Source organism: Thermocatellispora tengchongensis (genome assembly GCF_014202315.1).
GTDB classification, from domain to species: domain Bacteria; phylum Actinomycetota; class Actinomycetes; order Streptosporangiales; family Streptosporangiaceae; genus Thermocatellispora; species Thermocatellispora tengchongensis.
In genome coordinates, this window is sequence record NZ_JACHGN010000039.1 from 37,254 (window position 1) to 57,693 (window position 20,440).

Genomic DNA, 20,440 nt, shown 5'->3' on the forward strand with positions numbered 1-20,440 from the left:
TCGTAGTCAGGCATGCCCTTGACTCGGGTGACCGGCCCGGGACATCGGCACGAGCGAACGAGGGAGAGACGGCTGAGATGCCGAAGATGAAGACGCACAGCGGTGCGAAGAAGCGGTTCCGGCTCACCGGGTCGGGCAAGATCATTCGTCGCCGGGCGAACCGCGCGCACTACAACGAGCACAAGTCGTCCAAGCTGACGCGCCGTCTCCACCCCGACGTGGTGATGTCCGACGCCGACACGAAGAAGATCAAGAAGCTGCTCGCCAAGTAAGCCGAGTACGAACGAATCCCCGGGGAGATAGATACAAATGGCACGCGTGAAGCGGGCGATCAACGCCAAGAAGAAGCGCAGGGTCGTACTCGAACGGGCGAGCGGTTACCGGGGTCAGCGGTCGCGTCTGTACCGCAAGGCCAAGGAGCAGATGCTCCACTCTCTGACCTACGCCTACCGCGACCGCAAGGACCGCAAGGGCAGCTTCCGCCGCCTGTGGATCCAGCGGATCAACGCCGCGGCCCGTCAGAACGGCCTGACCTACAACCGGTTCATCCAGGGCCTGAAGGCCGCCGGGGTCGAGGTGGACCGCAAGATCCTGGCCGACCTCGCCGTCAACGACGCGCAGACCTTCGCGGCCCTCGTCGAGACCGCCAAGAAGGCCCTGCCCGCCGACGTCAACGCGCCCGTCGCCTGACGTCCCTGGCCGTGATCTCACAGCGGTGACGGTCCTCGCGCCGCCCCAGCCACGCGAGGACCCCGCTGGGGATCACGGCGTTTCGCTTTCGTGGAGGACTTCGGGGCAAGGACCGTACCGCGCATGGCCAGAACCGAGCTGACCAACATCAGGTCGCCGCGGGTGAAGGCGGCCAGGAGGCTCGCCAAGCGCGCGTTCCGCGAACGCGACCTGGCCTTCCTCGCCGAGGGCCCGCAGGCCGTCAGGGAGGCGCTCAGGCTCCCGGGGGTGGTGGCCGAGCTGTACGTCACCGCCGGCGCCGAGGCCCGGCACGCCGACATCGTCTCCGCCGCGGCTGGGGCCGGGGTGCCGGTGCACCTCGCCAGCGGGGAGGTCATGGCCGAGCTGGCCCAGACCGTCACCCCGCAGGGCCTGCTCGCGGTGTGCAAGCTGGTGCACGTGCCGCTGGCACAGGCCGTCACGCCGGGCGCGAGCCTGGTGGCGGTGCTGGCGCACGTACGCGACCCGGGCAACGCGGGCACCGTGCTGCGCACCGCCGACGCCGCCGGCGCCGACGCGGTGGTGTTCACCGACGCCTCGGTGGACCCCTACAACGGCAAGTGCGTGCGCGCCAGCGCGGGCAGCCTGTTCCACCTCCCGGTGGCCACCGGCGCGCCCGTCGCCGAGGCCGTAGGCCGGCTGAAGGAGTGCGGCATGCGCGTCCTGGCCGCCGACGGCGCGGGCGAGCGCACCCTCGACGACGTGGACCTGTCCGGGCCCACCGCGTGGATCTTCGGCAACGAGGCGTGGGGCCTGCCCGACGAGGTGCTGCGCCTGGCCGACGAAGTGGTCCGCGTGCCCATCTACGGCCAGGCCGAGAGCCTCAATCTCGCCACCGCCGCAGCGGTATGTTTGTACGCGTCCGCCCGCACTCAACGGGAAAAGTGAGGCTGCCGCACGATGCGGGAAACCCGCTATTGTCGGCCTTGTAGGGTCGAGGAGGCGGGGTAGTGCTGGGAGAGAACGTCGATCGGCAGCGCGTCGATGCCGCGCGCCCGGCGTCCTCGCCCGACGCCACGCCGCTCCTGCCCGTCCAGGGCCGCCATCGTGATCCCGGCACCGGCCCCGGCGTCAGCACCGACGCGGACGGCGAGAGCGCCGCGGGCGACGGGCTCGCGTCCGCCCAGGCCCGCGACCGCGGCTGCGTCATCTCCGCCGACGACCTCCCCGACGGCGTCATCGTCGTCGACGCCACCGGCCGCGTCCTGGTGGTCAACCGGGCCGCCACCCGCCTGACCGGGGTCAGCCGCGAGCGCGCGCTCGGCGCCGACATCCGCGACGTCTTCCCCTTTCGCGACCAGGACGGCCGCGAGTGGTGGAAGTGGCTCGACCCGTGCGGCGGCCTGCGCACCCGCAGCCGCCAGCCCGAGTGCCCGGTGCAGCTTCCCGGCGGGCAGGAGCTGCTGATCGCGGCCAGGCTGGTGCGCGAGCCCGAGCGCGGCGGCGACGTCGTACGGGTGGCGATCACGCTGCGCGACAACGGCGCCCGCGCCCGGCTGGAGCGCAGCCGCGCCGACCTCGTCTCCACCGTCGCCCACGAGCTGCGCTCCCCGCTGACCAGCGTCAAGGGCTTCACCGCCACCCTGCTCGCCAAGTGGAACCGCTTCACCGACGACCAGAAGCTGGTCATGCTGGAGACCGTCAACGCCGACGCCGACCGGGTCACCCGGCTGATCACCGAGCTGCTGGACGTCTCGCGGATCGAGTCGGGGCGGCTCCAGGTGCGGCGCCAGGTCGTGGACATCCCGGCCCGGGTGCGCCGGATCATCGCCGGCCGGGTGGCCGCGGGCGAGCCCGAGGACCGCTTCCGCCTGGAGGTCCACGGCGAGCTGCCCGAGACGTGGCTCGACCAGGACAAGATCGATCAGATCTTGGCCAACCTGCTGGAAAACGCGGTGCGTCACGGACGCGGTACGGTGACAATAGTCGTGGAACCGATTGAATGGGGTGTGGCCGTGTCCGTGCGCGACCAGGGTGAGGGCATCGCGCCCGAGCTGGCGCCGCGCGTGTTCCGGCAGTTCTGGCGCGGCCCCGGCCGCCGCCGGGGCGGCACCGGGCTCGGCCTGTTCATCGTCAAGGGCCTGGTCGAGGCGCACGGCGGCACCGTCACCGTGCAGCGCGGCCCCGAGGGCGGTGCCGAGTTCCGATTTACCGTGCCCACCGGCACCCCCGACTTCGCCTGAGCCGAGCCCGCGACTCGAAACACCAGGCGAGCGGGCCGCTTCCGCCGGTGGGCGCCCCCGCGGAAAGCACTAGACTCATGGCCGCTCAAGTCCTGGATTCGGAGCCCTCAAGTTGTCTAACTACGACCCGGTCGAGGTGACGCCGCTGCACGCCGATGAGGTGGCGCGCATGCAGGCCGACGCCCTGGCCGCCATAGCGGCGGCCCGCGACCTCGATGAACTCAAGCAGGTACGCCTGGCGCACGCGGGCGACCGTTCGCCGATCGCGCTCGCCAACCGTGAGATCGGGGCCCTGCCCCCGCAGGCCCGCGCCGAGGCCGGCAAGCGCATCGGCGGCGCGCGCAAGGCCATCGGCGAGGCGCTCGCCGCGCGCCAGGCCAAGCTCGAAGCCGAGCGCGACGAACGGGTGCTCGTCGAGGAGACCGTCGATGTCACCCTTCCCTGGGACGCCCGCCCCGTCGGCGCCCGCCACCCGCTGACCACGCTCCAGGAGCGCATCGCCGACGCGTTCGTGGCGATGGGCTACGAGGTGGCCGAGGGCCCGGAGCTGGAGGGCGAGTGGTTCAACTTCGACGCGCTGAACATCGCGCCCGACCACCCGGCCCGCTCCGAGCACGACACCTTCTTCGTGGAGTCGGTCGAGTCGGGCAAGGTGCTGCGCACCCAGACCTCGCCGGTGCAGATCCGCGCCCTGCTCTCGCGCCCGCTGCCGGTGTACGTCATCTCGCCCGGCAAGGTGTTCCGCACCGACGAGCTCGACGCCACCCACACCCCGGTCTTCCACCAGGTGGAGGGGCTGGCCGTGGACGAGGGCCTGACCATGGCCCACCTGAAGGGCACGCTCGACCGCTTCGCCGAGGTCATGTTCGGCGAGGGCATCACGACCAGGTTCCGGCCCAACTACTTCCCCTTCACCGAGCCGTCCGCCGAGATGGACCTGAAGTGCTTCGTGTGCCGGGGCTCGTCCGCGGTGCCGGGCAACCCCCCGTGCCGCACCTGCAAGTCCGAGGGCTGGATCGAGTGGGGCGGCTGCGGCATGGTCAACCCGCGGGTGCTGGTCGCCTGCGGCGTCGATCCGCGCCGCTACTCCGGCTTCGCCTTCGGCATGGGCATCGAGCGGACCCTGATGTTCCGCCACAACGCCGAGGACATGCGCGACATGGTCGAGGGAGACGTGCGCTTCACGCTCCCGTTCGGGATGGAGGTCTGATGAAGGTCCCGCTGAGCTGGCTGCGGGAGTACGTCGACCTTCCCGCGGTCACCGCCCACGAGGTGGCCGACAAGCTCACGGCCGCCGGCCTGAAGCTGGAGTCGATCACCTCCCACGGGCATGAGATCAAGAACGTCGTGGTGGGTGAGGTCCTCGACATCGAGGAGCTCACCGAGTTCAAAAAGCCCATCCGCTACTGCCAGGTGGAGGTGGGCGAGGCCGCGCCGCGCGGCATCGTGTGCGGGGCGACCAACTTCTCGGTGGGCGACCGGGTTCCGGTCGCGCTGCCCGGCGCGGTGCTGCCCGGCGGGTTCGAGATCGGCGCCCGCAAGACGTACGGGCGGGTCTCCGACGGCATGATCTGCTCGGAGGCCGAGCTGGGCATCGCCGACTCCTCGCCCGGCATCCTGGTGCTGGAGCCCGGCGCGCCCATCGGCGCCGACATCGTGGAGCTGCTCCAGCTCCGCGACGACGTCATCGAGCTGGAGATCACCCCCGACCGCGGCTACGCCCTGTCCATCCGGGGCGTGGCGCGCGAGGCGGCCATCGCGTTCGGCGTGCCGTTCCGCGACCCGGCCGACCTCGACCTGCCCGACACCGCCGAGGCCGCCTACCCGGCCTCCATCGGCGACCCGAGCGCGTGCGACCGGTTCGTGCTGCGCGAGGTCGGCGGGTTCGACCCGGCCGCGCCCAGCCCGCTGTGGATGCGGGTGCGCCTGCTTCGCGCGGGCATGCGCCCGGTCTCGCTCGCCGTGGACGTGACCAACTACGTCATGCTGGAGCTGGGCCAGCCCCTGCACGCCTTCGACCGCACCAAGCTGACCGGCGAGATCGTCGTACGCCGTGCGCGCGCGGGCGAGACGCTGGAGACCCTGGACCACGTCGTGCGCAAGCTCCACCCCGACGACATCCTGATCACCGACGGGTCGGGCCCGATCTCGATGGCCGGCACCATGGGCGGCCTGGCCACCGAGATCTCCGGCAGCTCCACCGAGCTGGTGATCGAGGCGGCCCACTTCTCCGCCACCGGGACGGCCCGCATGTCCCGGCGGCACAACCTGGTCAGCGAGGCGTCCAAGCGGTTCGAACGCGGCGTCGATCGCGAGCTGCCGCTGTACGCCTCCTGGCGGGCGGTCAAGCTGCTGGTCGAGCTGGGCGGCGGCACCGCCGCGCCGGGGGTCACCCACGCCGCGATCGAGGTCGATCCGGTGCGGATCACGATCCCCGCCGACCACCCCGACCGCGTCGCCGGCATGGCGTACGGCCGCGAGGTCGTGATCCGCCATCTGGAGCAGGTCGGCTGCACCGTCACCGCGACCGAGCCGGCGGCGGCCACGGCGGGCGGCGCGTCCGCCTCGGGCGCCGCGGCCACCGGCGTGGTCTCCGGCGGCGACCTCGGCGACGCGCTGGACGTCACCGAGGGCGCCACCGACCTGATCACGGTCACGCCGCCGACCTGGCGTCCCGACCTGACCGACCCCAACGACCTGGCCGAGGAGGTCATCCGGCTCGTCGGCTACGACCGGCTGCCCTCGGTGCTGCCGGCCGCGCCCGCGGGCGGCGGCCTGACCGAGGGCCAGCGGCTGCGCCGCCGGGTGGGCCGGGCCCTGGCCGCGGCCGGGTACGTCGAGGTGCTGTCCTATCCGTTCCTCGGCGAGCGCGACTTCGACAACCTGCAACTGCCGGCCGGCGACCCGCGCCGCGTGGCGACCAGGCTGGCGAACCCGCTCAGCGAGGACGAGCCGCTGATGCGCACCACGCTGCTGCCCGGACTGCTCAAGACGCTGGTGCGCAACGTGGGCCGCGGATTCTCCGACGTCGCGCTGTTCGAGGTCGGCGCCGTCTACCGGCCCGAGCCCGGGGCGCCGGAGAAGGCCCCGGTGCTCCCGGTCAGCCGCCGGCCCAGGCCCGAGGAGCTGGCCTCGGTCGAGGCCGCGCTGCCCGCGCAGCCGCTGCGGGTCGCGGTGGTGCTGACGGGCGAGCGCGAGCGCTCGGGCTGGTGGGGCGGCGGCCGCGCGGCCGGCTGGGCCGACGCGATCGAGGCGGCCCGCACCGTGGTCCGCGAGGCCAGGCTCGTCCCGGTCGTCTCGGCCGACGCCCACGAGCCGTGGCACCCGGGCCGCTGCGCCGCGATCCACGTCGGCGACGAGCTGATCGGGCACGCGGGCGAGCTGCACCCGCGCGTGATCGAGGCGTACGGCCTGCCGCCGCGCACCTGCGCGATGGAGATCGAGCTCACCCGCCTGGAGCGCGGCCTCCCGGGCCCGGTCCAGACCCCGGCGATCTCGTCCTACCCGGTCGCCACCCAGGACGTCGCCCTGGTCGTCCCCGCCGCCACCCCCGTGGCGACGGTCGAGCAGGCCCTGCGCGAGGGCGCCGGCGAGCTGCTGGAGTCGATCCGGCTGTTCGACGTCTACACCGGCGCCCAGGTGGGCGAGGGCAACAAGTCCCTGGCCTACTCCCTGCGCTTCCGCGCCCCCGACCGCACCCTGACGGTCGAGGAGACCACCGCGGCCCGCGACGCCGCCGTCTCCCTGGCGACGGAACGCCTGGGCGCCCAGCTCCGCGGCGCCTGAGACACCGAAGGGCCGGTACGCACGCGGCGTACCGGCCCTGTCGCGCCTTCTAGATCTCGAAGATGCCCTTCAGATCGATGTCGATCGTGAACGGCACGTTGAGGATGAGCGAGTCGCACAGCGTAGCAACCGGTGGATCTTACGGAGTGGCGTTCGCGGTGCGGCGTTCGCGTTCGGCTTGGGCGTGTTCGTCGGTGCGGGCGTCGTAGCGGCGGAAGCGGGGCAGGGCGGCGGCCAGGCCCCAGACGGCGGTGACGCACAGCAGGCCGCCCGCGCCCAGGGAGAAGCGGGTGCCGCCGAGGTCGGCCATGAGGCCGGCGCGGGTGTTGCCCAGCATGGGGCCCGAGGAGTACGACAGCAGCTCGATGCCGGCCAGACGGCCGCGTAGTTCGTCGGGGATGGTCTGGTTCCAGATGGTGGCGCGGAAGAGGCCGCTGATCATGTCGGCGGCGCCCGCGACCACCAGGCAGGCGAAGACGCCCCAGAAGGCGGGTGAGAGGGCGGCCACGGCCACGGCGGCGCCCCAGGCGGCGGCGGCCACGATCACGCCCATGCCGTGGCGGTGCACCCGCCGGGTCCAGCCCGAGGTGAGCGAGGCCAGCAGGGCGCCGATCGCCGAGGAGGAGTACAGCAGGCCCAGCGCCTCGGGCGTGCCGAACTCGTCGGCGAGGAACGGGTACAGGGCGGTGGTCATGGCGAAGAACATCGCGGCCATGTCCACCAGGTAGGTGCCCATCAGGTCCGGGCGGCGCACGGCGTAGCGCACGCCCTCGGCCAGGGTGCGCAGCGAGGCGGGGGCGGCGTCCTCGCGCGGCGGCACCGCGCGCACCCGGAGCAGCAGCGCCAGCGACACCAGGTAGGTGACCAGGTCGATCCCGTACGTCGTCGCCGGCCCGTAGGCGGCCACGATCAGGCCGGCCAGGGCGGGGCCGGCGATGGCGCCCAGGTTCCACCGGAAGGAGATCAGCGCCGCCGCGGCGGTGAGCTGGTCGTGCCGGACCACTCGGGGCACCATGGCGTCCAGGCTGGGCCGCTGGAGGCTGTCCAGACCGGCCATGAGCGCGCCGACGACGTACAGGACCCACACCTGGGGGTTCGGGAGCAGCGCGTTGAGCAGCAGCAGGGCCGACATCAGCGCCAGGCCCGCCTCGCACAGCAGCACCACGCGGCGCCGGTCGAGGGCGTCGGCGATGGCCCCGCCCCACAGCCCGCACAGCACCATCGGGACGAACTCCGCCAGGCTCACCAGCCCCACCGCGACGTACGAGCCGGTGAGCTGCTTCATCTGCAGCGGCACCGTGACGTAGGTGAGGAAGCTGCCGAACATGGTGATGACGCCCGAGCCCATCAGGAGCCGGAAGTCGCGGGAGTCGCGCAGCGGGCTCAGGTCCATGTGCAGGTGACGCCACGGCCCGCCGCGCTCCCGTTCGGATTCGTCGCCGGTCACGCTTGGAGAGTCTGTTTCAGGCGTGGCCGGCGGCGCAATCGATTTACCGTCAGCCCGGCACCTTGTCCAGGAAGCCGAGCACCCGTGCGATCCGGCCGTCCTCGGCCAGCTCGGCCACGTCGAAGCCCTCTGCCAGCGGCTCGCCGCCGGCCGGGCCCAGGCCCCAGGTGAAGCGGACGAGGCGGCCGTGGCCGTCGAGCAGGCTCCCCGGGGTGAAGACGAACCCGGGGAACCGCTCGTGCACGGCGCCGATCACCGCGCCGATGGCGTCGTGGCCGCGCACGTCGGCCAGCGGGTCGGTGTAGGAGCCGTCCTCGGTCCACAGCCCGGCGACGGCCTTGGCGCGGGTCTCGGCGTCGGTCTCGTTCCAGGTGGCGATGTAGCGCTCGACGAGCGCGGCGTAGTCGGTCATGGGACCACCGTGTCACCGCGACCGGGGGCGGGGCGATTACGCCGCGGGTAATGCGGGCGGCTACAGGCCGAGGATCTCGCGGCGCAGGTGGGTCTTGAGGATCTTGCCGCCGGGGTTGCGGGGCAGGTCGGCGTCGCGGAACCAGACGTGCGTGGGGATCTTGAAGGTGGCGATGCGCTCCTTGAGGAACCCGGTCAGGTCCGCCTCGGTGACCCGGGCGCCGGGCTTGAGCCGGATGACCGCGCCGACCTCCTCGCCCAGCTCGTCGTGCGGGATGCCGATCACGGCGGCGTCGTCCACGGCCGGGTGCTCGAACAGGGCGGCCTCGACCTCGGCGCAGTAGACGTTCTCGCCGCCGCGGATGACCATGTCCTTGGCCCGGTCCACGATGTAGACGAAGCCCTCCTCGTCCACCCGGGCGAGGTCGCCGGTGTGCAGCCAGCCGTCCACGAAGGTCTCGGCGGTGGCGTCGGGGCGGTTCCAGTAGCCGGCGATCACGGCGGAGCCGCGTACGCACAGCTCGCCGACCTCGCCGACCGGCACCTCGTTGCCGAGCGGGTCGGAGATGCGCACGTCGATGACCGCGACCGGATGGCCGATGCTGTCGGGCTTGTCCAGATAGGAGCGGCCCGTGTTGTTGATGATCAGCGCGGTGGTCTCGGTCATGCCGTAGCCGTTGGACGGCGCCCGTCCGGGCAGCTCGGAGGTGATGCGCTCCAGCAGCTTCGGCGGGGCGGGCGCGCCGCCGTACCCGAGCGAGCCGAGGCTGGAGATGTCGTGCTTGCCGATGTCGGGGTGCGACAGGAGCTGCCAGGCGTTGGTGGGCACGCCGACCAGCCCCGTGACCTTCTCCCGCTCGATCAGGCGCAGCGCCACGCCCGGGTCCCACTTGTACATCAGCACGATCGTGGCCCCGCTGAACAGCGAGGTGATCATGGTGGCGAAGCAGCCGGTCACGTGGAACAGCGGCACGGTCAGCAGCGACACCCGGCGCTCGCCGCTTGCCTGCGCCGGGTCCTTGCCGGCCAGCATCGCCCCGCGCATCAGCGAGTACGCCACCGTCATCGGCGCCTGCCCGAGGTTGCGGTGGGTGCCCAGGGCGCCCTTGGGCCTGCCGGTGGTGCCGGAGGTGTAGAAGATCGTCGCCGGGTCCTCCGGGTCCAGCTCGACGGCGGGCGGCGCGGAGCCGGGCCCGGCGTCGGCGATCAGGTCCGCCAGCAGCGCGGCCCCTTCCGGCGGCTCGCCGCCGGGCCGGGTGACGATCAGCCTGGCGTCGTACGAAGCGGCGGCCAGCCGGTCGGCCCGCTCGCCGTCGGCGATGAGCACCTTGGCCCCGGAGTCGGCCAGGCCGAACTCCAGCTCCTGCCGGGTCCACCAGGCGTTCAGCGGCACGGCGATGGCGCCCGCGGCCAGGATCGCGGAGAAGGAGACGACCCACTCGGGGTAGTTGCGCATGGCCAGGGCCACCCGGTCGCCCTTGGCCACGCCGTAGTCGCGCACCAGGACGGTGGCCAGCGCCGAGGCGCGCCGGTAGTGCTCCTCGAAGGACAGGCGCTCGTCCTCGTAGATGAGGAAGTCGCGCTCGCCGTAGCCGCGGCTGGCGTCCAGCAGGGCCCGGAAGTGACCGGGCGCGTGCTTCCAGGTGCGGATCGTGGTCCCCCGGATCTCCACCTCGTCCATCTCGAAGAGCTGGCCCGGCGCGGTGAGCTGGGCGCGGACCTGTTCGTGGGTGAGTGTCATGCGTGCGACTCCCGGCCGTCATGAGCGTGGAACGGTGTGCGTGACGTCAGCGTACCGACCGGTATGTATGGAGAACAGAGGGAAGTTCGGTTCGCTCGCCACGCGCCCGACATATGCCCGTCATCTGCCCGACATCGCCCGTGCGGCGTCCATCATGCGAGATCGTCTTGCATGGCCATGCTCGCCGATGCATAATCCTTGGGAAAGCATGCAGTACACTGCATGAACATACGATCGTTGGGGGGTCGGGAGATTGGGCGCGCGCGCGGCGGTGGCCGGGGCGAGTGGATACGCGGGGGGCGAGCTGCTGCGCCTCCTGCTCGGCCACCCCGAGATCGAGATCGGTGCGCTGACCGCGGGGGCCAGCGCCGGCACCACCCTCGGTGAGCACCAGCCGCACCTGCCCGAGCTGGCCGGCCGCGTCCTGCTCGACACCACGCCCGAGGCCCTGGCCGGGCACGACCTGGTCTTCCTGGCGCTGCCGCACGGCCAGTCGGCGGCCGTCGCCGAGAGCATCGGCGACTCGGCGCTGGTGGTCGACTGCGGCGCCGACTTCCGCCTCGCCGACCCGGCCGCGTGGGCCGAGTTCTACGGCGGCGAGCACGCCGGCACCTGGCCGTACGGGCTGCCCGAGCTGCCGGGGCAGCGCGAGGTGCTGCGGGGCGCCCGCCGCATCGCGGTGCCCGGGTGCTACCCGACGGCCGTGACGCTGGCGCTCTTCCCGGCCTTCGCCGCCGGGCTCGCCGCGCCCGAGGTCGTCGTGGTCGCCGCCAGCGGCACCAGCGGCGCCGGCCGCGCCCCCAAGCCGCACCTGCTGGGCAGCGAGGTGATGGGCTCGGTCAGCGCGTACGGCGTGGGCGGCGTGCACCGCCACACCCCGGAGATGGAGCAGAACCTCTCGGCCGTCGCGGGCGCCCCGGTGTCGGTGTCGTTCACCCCCACCCTGGCCCCGATGAGCCGCGGCATCCTCGCCACCTGCACCGCCCCGGCCCTGCCCGGCGTCACCGCCGCCGCGGTGCGCGAGGCGTACGAGGCCGCGGTCGCCGGCGAGCCGTTCCTGCGCCTGCTGCCGGAGGGCCGCTGGCCCGCCACCGCCATGACGTACGGCGCCAACACCGCCGTCCTCCAGGTGGCGCTCGACGAGCGCGCCCGCAGGATCGTCGCCGTCATCGCCATCGACAACCTGACCAAGGGCACCGCGGGCGGCGCGATCCAGAGCGCCAACCTGGCCCTGGGCCTACCCGAAACACTCGGCCTCCCTGTCAATGGAGTAGCTCCGTGAGCGTTACTGCACCTCTCGGGTTCCGCGCGGCGGGCGTGGCCGCCGGGATCAAGGCGGGCGGCGCGCGTGACGTCGCCCTCGTCGTCAACGACGGCCCGTCCCGCGCCGCGGCGGGCGTCTTCACCGCCAACCGGATCAAGGCGGCGCCCGTCCTGTGGTCGCAGCAGGTGCTGCGCGGCGGCCGGGTCTTCGCCGTGGTCCTCAACTCCGGCGGCGCCAACGCCTGCACCGGCTCGGAGGGCTTCCAGGACACCCACGCCACGGCCGAGAAGGTCGCGGCCCTGCTCGGCGACTCCGCCGGCGAGGTCGCGGTCTGCTCCACCGGCCTGATCGGCGAGCGCCTGCCCATGGACGCCCTGCTCGCCGGGGTCGAGACCGCCGCCGGGCAGCTCGACCGCGACGGCGGGCTGCCGGCCGCCGACGCGATCCGCACCACCGACACCGTCTCCAAGATCTCCTTCCGGCGCGGCAGCGGCTACATGGTCGGCGGCATGGCCAAGGGCGCGGGCATGCTCGCCCCCGGCCTGGCCACCATGCTGTGCGTGCTCACCACCGACGCCGACGTGCCCGCCGACCGGCTCGACGCCGTGCTGCGCGAGGCCGTCTCGGTCACCTTCGACCGGCTCGACACCGACGGCTGCATGTCCACCAACGACACCGTGCTGCTGCTGGCCAGCGGCGCCTCTGGGGTAACCCCCGACGAGCGCGAGTTCGCCGCCAAGGTGACCGAGGTCTGCGCCGACCTCAGCCGCCAGCTCCTGGTGGACGCCGAGGGCGCCACCAAGGCCATCGCGATCGAGGTCGTCGGGGCCGCGAGCGTGGACGACGCGGTCAAGGTCGGCCGCGCGGTCGCCCGCAGCAACCTGTTCAAGTGCGCCATCTACGGCGAGGACCCCAACTGGGGCCGCATCCTGTCGGCCGTCGGCACCACCGACGCCGTCTTCGAGCCCGACCGGGTCAACGTCGCGGTCAACGGCATCTGGATCTGCCGGGGCGGCGCCGCGGGCGACGACCGCGGCAAGGTGGACCTGCGCCCGCGCGACGTCACCGTCACCATCGACCTGTCCGCCGGCACCGACACGGCCACCATCCACACCACCGACCTGACCACCGCGTACGTGCACGAGAACTCGGCGTACTCGACATGAGGCAGACCCCCGCGGAGAAGGCCGCGACCCTGATCCAGGCCCTGCCCTGGCTCGCCCGCTTCCACGGCGCCACCGTCGTGGTCAAGTACGGCGGCAACGCGATGACCGACGAGTCGCTGAAGCAGGCGTTCGCCCAGGACGTCGTGTTCCTGCGCTACGCCGGGCTCAAGCCGGTCGTCGTGCACGGCGGCGGCCCGCAGATCAGCGCCCACCTCGACCGGCTCGGCATCGAGAGCAGCTTCACCGCCGGGCTGCGGGTCACCACGCCCGAGGCCATGGAGGTCGTGCGCATGGTGCTGGTCGGCCAGGTCAACCGCGACGTCGTCGGCCTGATCAACCGGCACGGCCCGTTCGCGGTGGGCATGTCCGGCGAGGACGCCCACCTGTTCACCGCGGTGCGCAAGCACGCCGTCGTGGACGGCGAGCCGGTGGACATCGGCCAGGTCGGCGAGATCGTCAAGGTCCAGGCGGGCGCCGTGCGGGCGCTGCTGGACGACGGGCGCATCCCGGTGGTCAGCAGCGTCGCCCGCGGCGAGGACGGCACGGTCTACAACGTCAACGCCGACACCGCCGCCGCCGAGCTGGCCGTCGCGCTCGGGGCGAGCAAGCTCATCGTGCTCACCGACGTCGAGGGCCTGTACGCCGACTGGCCCGCCTCCGACGAGGTGATCGGCAGGCTCGACGACAAGGAGCTCGAAGCCCTGCTGCCGAGCCTGACCAGCGGCATGGTGCCCAAGATGGGCGCCTGCCTCACCGCCGTGCGCGGCGGGGTGCCGCGGGCCCACGTGCTCGACGGCCGCGTCGAGCACGCCCTGCTACTGGAGATCTTCACCGACGAGGGGGTCGGCACCATGGTGGTGCCGCACGAGGAGGTGGGCGCATGACGTCGCCCGGGGGGTACAGACACGGAGCCGACTCCGGCGTGGGCGGCGCGTTCAAGCGCCGCTTCGAGGACGCGTTCATGGCGAACTACGGGGTGCCGCCCGTCGTCCTCGCCCGCGGCCAGGGCTGCCGGGTGTGGGACGTGGACGGCCGCGAATACCTCGACATGATCGGCGGCATCGCCGTCAGCAGCCTCGGCCACGCCCACCCCGCGCTGGTCGAGGCGGTCTCCGCCCAGGTCGCCAAGCTGGCCCACACCTCCAACCTGTTCATGCACGCGCCCGAGGTGCTGCTCGCCGAGCGGCTGCGCGGCCTGCTCGGCGCGCCCGGCCGGGTGTTCTTCGCCAACTCCGGCACCGAGGCCAACGAGTGCGCGTACAAGATCGCGGTCAAGTACGGCAAGGCGGAGGGCCGCACCTACTTCGTCGCGGCCGAGAACGGCTTCCACGGCCGCACCATCGGCGCGCTGTCGCTGACCGGCAAGGCGTCCATCCGCGACCAGTTCGGCCCCTTCCCGATCGATGTCCGCTTCGTTCCCTACGGCGACGCCGACGCGCTGAAGGAGGCCGTCACCGAGGAGTGCGCCGCGGTCTTCCTCGAACCCACCCAGGGCGAGGCCGGCGTCGTGCCGCCGCCCGAGGGCTACTTCAAGGCCGTCCGCGAGATCTGCGACTCCACCGGCGCCCTGTTCGTCGCCGACGAGATCCAGTCGGCCATCGGGCGCACCGGCCACTGGTTCGCCCACCAGAACGAGGGCGTGCTGCCCGACATCCTCACCCTGGCAAAGGGCCTGGGCGGCGGGCTGCCGATCGGCGCCTGCATCGGCTTCGGCCGCGCCGGCACGGTCCTGGAGAAGGGCGACCACGGCTCCACCTTCGGCGGCAACCCGGTCGCGTGCGCCGCGGCGATGGCCGTGCTCGACACCATCGAGCGCGAGGGCCTGCTGGAGCACGCCCGCTCGGTCGGGGCCAGGCTCGCCGACGGCATCGCCGCGATCGACCACCCGCTGCTGTCGGGCGTGCGCGGGCGCGGGCTGTGGCTGGCCGCCCTGCTCACCGACGCCAAGGCCGCCGAGGTGCAGGCCGCGGCCCAGCGGGCCGGGTTCCTGGTCAACGCCGTCCAGCCCGACGCCGTACGCCTGGCGCCCCCGCTCGTGATCAACGCCGCGGAGGTCACCTCGTTCGTGGCGACCTTCCCCGCCATCCTCGCGGAGGTCCAGGCATGACCGCCCTGCGGCACTTCCTGCGCGACGACGACCTGACCCCGGCCGAGCAGGCCAGGGTGCTCGACCTCGCCGACGCGATGAAGAAGGACCGGTTCGGGCACCGCCCCCTGGAGGGCCCGCGCGCCGTCGCCGTCATCTTCGACAAGCACTCCACCCGCACCCGCGTCTCCTTCGCGGTGGGCATCGCCGAACTGGGCGGCCAGCCCCTGATCATCGACGCCGGCTCCTCGCAGATGGGCCGGGGCGAGCCGATCTCCGACACCGCGAAGGTGCTCTCGCGCCAGGTCGCCGCCATCGTGTGGCGCACCTTCGGCCAGGACCGCATCGAGGCCATGGCGCAGGCGGCCACCGTGCCGGTGGTCAACGCGCTCACCGACGAGTTCCACCCCTGCCAGATCCTCGCCGACCTGCAGACGATCCGCGAGCACCAGGGCACGCTGGCCGGGCGCACCCTCGCCTACCTCGGCGACGCCGCCAACAACATGGCCCACTCCTACCTGCTCGGCGGCGCGCTGGCCGGCATGCACGTTCGCGTCGCCGGCCCGGCCGCGCACCAGCCCGACGCCGTCATCCTCGACCGCGCCGCGACCATCGCCGCGGGCACCGGCGGCTCGGTCGTGGCCGTGTCCGACCCGCGCGCCGCCGCCGAGGGCGCCCACGTCGTCGCCACCGACACCTGGGTGTCGATGGGCCAGGAGGGCGGCGACGACCGCGTCCGGGCCCTCATGCCGTACCAGGTGAACGCGGAGCTGCTGGCCCTGGCCGCGCCCGACGCGATCGTGCTGCACTGCCTGCCCGCGTACCGCGGCATGGAGATCACCGCCGACGTCCTCGACGGCCCGCGCAGCGTAGTGTGGGACCAGGCCGAGAACCGGCTGCACGCCCAGAAGGCACTGCTGGCGTTCTTGCTGGAGCAACGATGACCCTGCCCATGACCAAGGCGGCGCGCCAGGCCCGGATCACCGAGCTGCTCGCCCGGCGGCCGGTCAGGTCGCAGCCCGAGCTCGCCAAACTCCTGGCCGAGAGCGGCGTCGAGGTCACCCAGGCCACGCTCTCGCGCGACCTGGACGAGCTGGGCGCGCTCAAGCTGCGCGCAGAGGACGGCTCGCTGGTCTACGCGCTGCCGGGCGAGGGCGGCGGGCGCATCCCGCCCGCCCGCCTGGGCACCGGCGAGACCCCGGCCGCCCGCCTGCACCGCATCGCCGAGGAACTGCTGGTCAGCGCCGAGGCGTCGGCCAATTTGGTGATCGTACGCACCCCGCCGGGCGCCGCGCAGTTCCTCGCCTCCGCCATCGACCACGCCGGATGGGAGTCCATCCTGGGCACGGTCGCCGGCGACGACACGATCCTGGTCATCAGCAGAGACCCGCAGGGCGGCGCCGCCGTCGCCGAGGCCCTGCTCAGGACCGCCGACCGACGCGCCTGACCCCGTGCCGCGCGCCGCCTTCGCACCACCACCGCGCCCGCGACGCCCGCATGGAGACGGCGTCCGGGCGTCCGCGTCCCGCGATGGTGCGCGGGACCTGGGCGGAATTGCACTAGGGTCGCGGTGGGAAGAACGAGGAGGAGAGTAGAAGTGACCGAGGGTGGCAAGCCGATGCGGCTGTGGGGCGGCCGGTTCGAGGGCGGCCCGTCCGACGCGCTGACCCGGCTGTCGGTGAGCGTGCAGTTCGACTGGCGGCTCGCGCCGTACGACCTGCTGGCCTCGCGGGCGCACGCCCGCGTGCTGCACCGCGCGGGCTTGCTGACCGAGGAGGAGCTGGAGCGCATGCTCGGCGCGCTCGACGACCTGGAGCACGCCTGCAGGTCCGGCGAGTTCCGGCCCACCGTGGCCGACGAGGACGTGCACACCGCGCTGGAGCGCGGCCTGCTCGAACGCCTCGGCTCCCTGGGCGGCAAGCTGCGCGCCGGCCGCAGCCGCAACGACCAGGTGGCCACCGACCTGCGCCTGTACCTGCGCGACCACGTGCGCCACATCGTCTCCCGGCTGGTGGAGCTGGAGACCGCGCTGCTCAACCAGGCCGAGCAGCACGCCGACACCGCAGCGCCCGGCATGACGCACCTCCAGCACGCCCAGCCGGTGTCCTTCGGCCACCAGCTCCTGGCCCACGTGCACGCCTTCGCCCGCGACATCGACCGCCTGCGCGACTGGGACCGCCGCGCCGCCGTCTCCCCGCTCGGCGCGGGGGCGCTCGCAGGCTCCTCGCTGCCGCTCGACCCCCAGGCCGTGGCCCGGGAGCTGGGCTTCGACTCCGCCGCGCCCAACTCCATGGACGCCGTCGCCGACCGCGACTTCGCCGCCGAGTTCCTGTTCTGCGCCGCCATGATCGGCGTCCACCTGTCCAGGCTGGGCGAGGAGATCGTGCTGTGGGCCTCGCAGGAGTTCCGCTGGATCGAGATGGACGACGCCTACTCCACCGGCTCGTCGATCATGCCGCAGAAGAAGAACCCCGATGTCGCCGAGCTGGCCCGGGGCAAGTCCGGCCGGCTCATCGGCTCGCTCACCACGCTGCTCACCGTGCTCAAGGGCCTGCCGCTGACCTACAACCGCGACCTCCAGGAGGACAAGGAGCCGGTCTTCGACGCCGTCGACACCCTGCTGCTCGTCCTGCCCGCCGTCGCCGGCCTGGCCGCCACCATGCGGGTCAACACCGCCCGGCTCGCCGCCAGCGCCCCCGACGGGTTCGCCCTGGCCACCGACCTCGCCGAGCTGCTGGTACGCCGCGGCGTGCCGTTCCGCGAGGCCCATGAGGCCGTCGGCCACCTCGTGGTGTGGTGCCAGGTCAACGACAAGACCCTCGACGAGCTCACCGACGAGGAGCTGGCCAAGGTCTCCCCGCACTTCACCCCCGACTCCCGCGAGGTGCTCAACGTGGCGGGCGCGCTGGCCGCGCGCAAGGCCCACGGCGGCACCGCGCCCGACCGCGTACGCGACCAGCTCGCCAGCCTGCGCGAGATCGTGGACGCCCAGGCCGCATGGGCGAGCGGAGCCTGAGCCGGCCCCGGGGCGGGAGCGGCGGGGAGGTCCTGGACCGCTCCTTCTTCGACCGCCCCGCCCACGAGGTCGCCCCCGCCCTGCTCGGCAAGGTCCTGGTGCACGGCCCGGTCGCCGTGCGCCTGACCGAGGTCGAGGCGTACGGGCTGCCGGGCGAGGACCCCGCCTCGCACACCTACCGGGGCCGCACCGCCCGCAACGCGGTCATGTTCGGCCCGCCCGGCCACCTGTACGTGTACTTCACCTACGGGATGCACTTCTGCGCCAACCTCGTCTGCCTGCCCGAGGACCAGGGCTCCGCGGTGCTGCTGCGCGCGGGCGAGGTGATCGCGGGCCTGGACGAGGCCAGGGCCCGGCGGGGCGCCGGCGTGGCCGACCGCGACCTGGCCCGGGGCCCCGCGAGGCTGGCGGTCGCGCTCGGGCTGACCCGGGAGCACAACGGCCTGGACGCCTGCGCGCCCGATGGCGAGCTGCGCGTGACGGCCGACGGCCCCGTCGGCGCCGTGGCGAGCGAGTCCACCGCGATCCTGTCGGGCCCGCGCACCGGCATCTCGGCCGCCACCGACACACCGTGGCGCTTCTGGATCGACGGCCACCCGACCGTCTCGCCCTATCGCAGGCACATCCCGCGCCGCAGGAGATCCGCCACGTCACAGGGCTGATCTTGACTCCGGTTTCGAGTGGCGGAGGCGGCCCGGAATCGGGCAGGCTGTGATGCGTCAGACACGCCGGGCGCGCAGGGCGCCCGCCGTCTTCCTTTCCACACACAGCAGAAAGCAAGGACCGTGACCGACATCCTCGATGAGCTCCAGTGGCGCGACGTGCTCGCGCAGTCCACCGACGCCGACGCCCTCCGCGCGGCGCTCGCCGAGGGCCCGATCACGGTCTATGCGGGCTTCGATCCCACTGCGCAGTCGCTGCACGCCGGCAACCTCGCCACGCTGCTGATCCTCACCCGCTTCCAGCGCGCCGGACACCGCCCGATCGGCCTGGTCGGCGGCGCGACCGGCCTCATCGGCGACCCGAGCGGGCGCAGCACCGAGCGGGCGCTGAACTCCACCGAGGTCGTGGCCGACTGGGTGGCCCGCATCCGGGCGCAGGTGGAGAAGTTCCTCGACTTCACCCCCGGCCCCACGGGGGCCACGCTGGTCAGCAACCTCGACTGGACCGGCCAGATGACCGCGATCGACTTCCTGCGCGACATCGGCAAGCACTTCCCGATCAACCGCATGCTCGCCCGCGAGTCGGTGGCCGCCAGGCTCGGCGGCGAAGGGCTCAGCTACACCGAGTTCAGCTACCAGATCCTGCAGGCCAACGACTACCTGGAGCTCTACCGCCGCCACGGCTGCACCCTCCAGGTCGGCGGCAGCGACCAGTGGGGCAACATCACCGCCGGCGTCGACCTGATCCGCCGGGTCGAGGGCGTCCACGTGCACGGGGTGACCGGCAAGCTGATCACCAAGGCCGACGGCACCAAGTTCGGCAAGACCGCCGGCGGCGCGATCTGGCTGGACCCGACGCTGACCTCGCCGTACGCGTTCTACCAGTACTGGCTGAACGCCGACGACCGCGACGTGATCCGGTTCCTGAAGGTGTTCACCTTCCGCGAGCGCGAGGACATCGAGGCGCTGGAGAAGTCGCTGGCCGACCGCCCGGCCGCCCGCGAGGCGCAGCGCGCCCTGGCGGAGGACGTGACCACGCTGGTGCACGGCGCCGACGAGCTGGCCCGCGTGGTCGCCGCGTCCCGCGCCCTGTTCGGCCAGGGCTCGCTGGAGGAACTCGACGAGAGCACCCTGACGGCGGCGCTGGCGGAGGTGCCCAAGGCGACCGTGCCGGCGCTCGGCGCGCCGTACATCGACCTGCTCGCCGAGAGCGGGCTGGTGGAGTCCAAGTCCGCGGCCCGCCGCACGGTCAAGGAGGGCGGCGCGTACCTCAACAACGTCAAGGTGACGGACGAGGCGTACGTCCCGGGCCCGGAGGACCTGCTGCACGGCCGGTTCCTGGTCCTGCGCCGCGGCAAGCGCTCGGTGGGCGGCGTCGAGGTGGCGCCGGCCTGACACTGCCTGACACCGCCTGACATGGCCTGACATGCCCTGAGCAGGCACGACACGAACGGCGCCTCCGGCGGGGAATACCGCCGGAGGCGCCCGCGTTGTGACATCCTGACAGTGCGGGAGGAGCCCGATTTGACGGGCCTCCGATCGCGACCTAATCTTTCATCTCGCCCCGGGAGCGAGCCGGACGCCGGTCAGGCGGACGGGCCCCAGGGCGACACCCTTCGAGCCTGCTGCCGGCCACATCGTCACGGTGTCGGCCGGGGCCGTCGGCGCGCCCAACGACCGAGAAAATCGGTTGATTTGGCGTAACCCGGCTGGCACGGTAAGTTCAGAGGGTTGCCCTGGAGACAGGGCGCGGGAGCGCTCCGCGACTCGGCCGAACTTGACCGGGTCTGGACGCACCTGATAGGATTGACAAGCGGAAGTAACGCCCTGGAGGGCTCGCGGGAGATCGTCTCGCGGGGCCGCAGAGCACGCGTCCGTTTCTTGAGAACTCAACAGTGTGCTAAAAGCCAGTGCATGATGCACAACCCCGTCCCCCGCGGGTTCGTGGG

The 20,440-nt window shown here is 72.8% G+C and carries 18 protein-coding genes; 15 read left to right on the forward strand and 3 right to left on the reverse strand.

Annotation, left to right across the window (positions count from 1 at the left end):
- Positions 1-77: 77 nt before the first annotated feature.
- From rpmI to HNP84_RS49200, 6 genes are all read left to right on the forward strand, one after another.
- Positions 78-272, forward strand: a complete 195-nt coding sequence (rpmI, locus tag HNP84_RS49175; protein WP_185057057.1) for a 50S ribosomal protein L35 — start codon at positions 78-80, stop codon at positions 270-272.
- A 37-nt stretch (positions 273-309) separates the two neighbouring features.
- Complete coding sequence (gene rplT / locus HNP84_RS49180) at positions 310-690, forward strand: 50S ribosomal protein L20 (protein ID WP_185057058.1); 381 nt, start codon at positions 310-312, stop codon at positions 688-690.
- A 123-nt stretch (positions 691-813) separates the two neighbouring features.
- A complete protein-coding gene (locus HNP84_RS49185; protein WP_185057059.1) occupies positions 814-1,617 on the forward strand; it encodes a TrmH family RNA methyltransferase in 804 nt (267 codons plus the stop codon).
- Positions 1,618-1,754: 137 nt separating this feature from the next.
- A complete protein-coding gene (locus HNP84_RS49190) occupies positions 1,755-2,912 on the forward strand; it encodes a sensor histidine kinase (RefSeq protein WP_185057078.1) in 1,158 nt (385 codons plus the stop codon).
- A gap of 169 nt (positions 2,913-3,081) precedes the next feature.
- Positions 3,082-4,122, forward strand: a complete 1,041-nt coding sequence (gene pheS, locus HNP84_RS49195) for a phenylalanine--tRNA ligase subunit alpha (RefSeq protein ID WP_246519614.1) — start codon at positions 3,082-3,084, stop codon at positions 4,120-4,122.
- Positions 4,122-6,698, forward strand: coding sequence for a phenylalanine--tRNA ligase subunit beta (locus HNP84_RS49200; RefSeq protein WP_185057061.1), 2,577 nt, complete (start codon positions 4,122-4,124; stop codon positions 6,696-6,698). Before pheS ends, HNP84_RS49200 begins: the two co-directional genes overlap by 1 nt.
- 139 nt (positions 6,699-6,837) lie before the next feature.
- Here HNP84_RS49200 and HNP84_RS49205 read toward each other — a convergent pair whose 3' ends face one another.
- The 3 genes from HNP84_RS49205 to HNP84_RS49215 are packed head-to-tail and all read right to left on the reverse strand — an operon-like array spanning position 6,838 to position 10,297.
- On the reverse strand, positions 6,838-8,145 hold the full coding sequence (locus HNP84_RS49205) for an MFS transporter (protein ID WP_312927399.1): 1,308 nt from the start codon (positions 8,143-8,145) through the stop codon (positions 6,838-6,840).
- A 49-nt stretch (positions 8,146-8,194) separates the two neighbouring features.
- A complete protein-coding gene (locus HNP84_RS49210) occupies positions 8,195-8,557 on the reverse strand; it encodes a nuclear transport factor 2 family protein (RefSeq protein ID WP_185057062.1) in 363 nt (120 codons plus the stop codon).
- Between the two features lie 60 nt (positions 8,558-8,617).
- Positions 8,618-10,297: a class I adenylate-forming enzyme family protein gene (locus tag HNP84_RS49215; protein WP_185057063.1), complete on the reverse strand. Its 1,680-nt coding sequence runs from the start codon at positions 10,295-10,297 to the stop codon at positions 8,618-8,620.
- Positions 10,298-10,550: 253 nt separating this feature from the next.
- Between HNP84_RS49215 and argC the strand changes: the two genes are divergently transcribed.
- The 9 genes from argC (at position 10,551) to tyrS (ending at position 19,886) form a co-directional block, all read left to right on the forward strand.
- On the forward strand, positions 10,551-11,579 hold the full coding sequence (gene argC, locus HNP84_RS49220) for an N-acetyl-gamma-glutamyl-phosphate reductase (protein ID WP_185057064.1): 1,029 nt from the start codon (positions 10,551-10,553) through the stop codon (positions 11,577-11,579).
- Positions 11,576-12,727, forward strand: coding sequence for a bifunctional glutamate N-acetyltransferase/amino-acid acetyltransferase ArgJ (gene argJ, locus HNP84_RS49225; protein WP_185057065.1), 1,152 nt, complete (start codon positions 11,576-11,578; stop codon positions 12,725-12,727). Before argC ends, argJ begins: the two co-directional genes overlap by 4 nt.
- The gene (gene argB / locus HNP84_RS49230) at positions 12,724-13,611 is read left to right on the forward strand and encodes an acetylglutamate kinase (RefSeq protein ID WP_185057066.1); all 888 of its coding nucleotides are present in this window, start codon (positions 12,724-12,726) and stop codon (positions 13,609-13,611) included. The genes argJ and argB overlap by 4 nt, the downstream gene beginning before the upstream one ends.
- On the forward strand, positions 13,608-14,834 hold the full coding sequence (locus HNP84_RS49235) for an acetylornithine transaminase (RefSeq protein WP_185057067.1): 1,227 nt from the start codon (positions 13,608-13,610) through the stop codon (positions 14,832-14,834). The genes argB and HNP84_RS49235 overlap by 4 nt, the downstream gene beginning before the upstream one ends.
- Complete coding sequence (gene argF, locus HNP84_RS49240; RefSeq protein ID WP_185057068.1) at positions 14,831-15,757, forward strand: ornithine carbamoyltransferase; 927 nt, start codon at positions 14,831-14,833, stop codon at positions 15,755-15,757. Before HNP84_RS49235 ends, argF begins: the two co-directional genes overlap by 4 nt.
- Positions 15,754-16,260 (forward strand): arginine repressor, encoded by a 507-nt coding sequence (locus tag HNP84_RS49245; RefSeq protein WP_185057069.1) that lies wholly within the window; start codon positions 15,754-15,756, stop codon positions 16,258-16,260. Before argF ends, HNP84_RS49245 begins: the two co-directional genes overlap by 4 nt.
- Positions 16,261-16,410: 150 nt before the next feature.
- Positions 16,411-17,829, forward strand: a complete 1,419-nt coding sequence (argH, locus tag HNP84_RS49250) for an argininosuccinate lyase (RefSeq protein ID WP_185057070.1) — start codon at positions 16,411-16,413, stop codon at positions 17,827-17,829.
- Positions 17,811-18,491, forward strand: a complete 681-nt coding sequence (locus tag HNP84_RS49255; RefSeq protein ID WP_185057071.1) for a DNA-3-methyladenine glycosylase — start codon at positions 17,811-17,813, stop codon at positions 18,489-18,491. Before argH ends, HNP84_RS49255 begins: the two co-directional genes overlap by 19 nt.
- Before the next feature lie 123 nt (positions 18,492-18,614).
- Positions 18,615-19,886, forward strand: coding sequence for a tyrosine--tRNA ligase (gene tyrS / locus HNP84_RS49260; protein ID WP_185057072.1), 1,272 nt, complete (start codon positions 18,615-18,617; stop codon positions 19,884-19,886).
- Positions 19,887-20,440 lie beyond the last annotated feature (554 nt).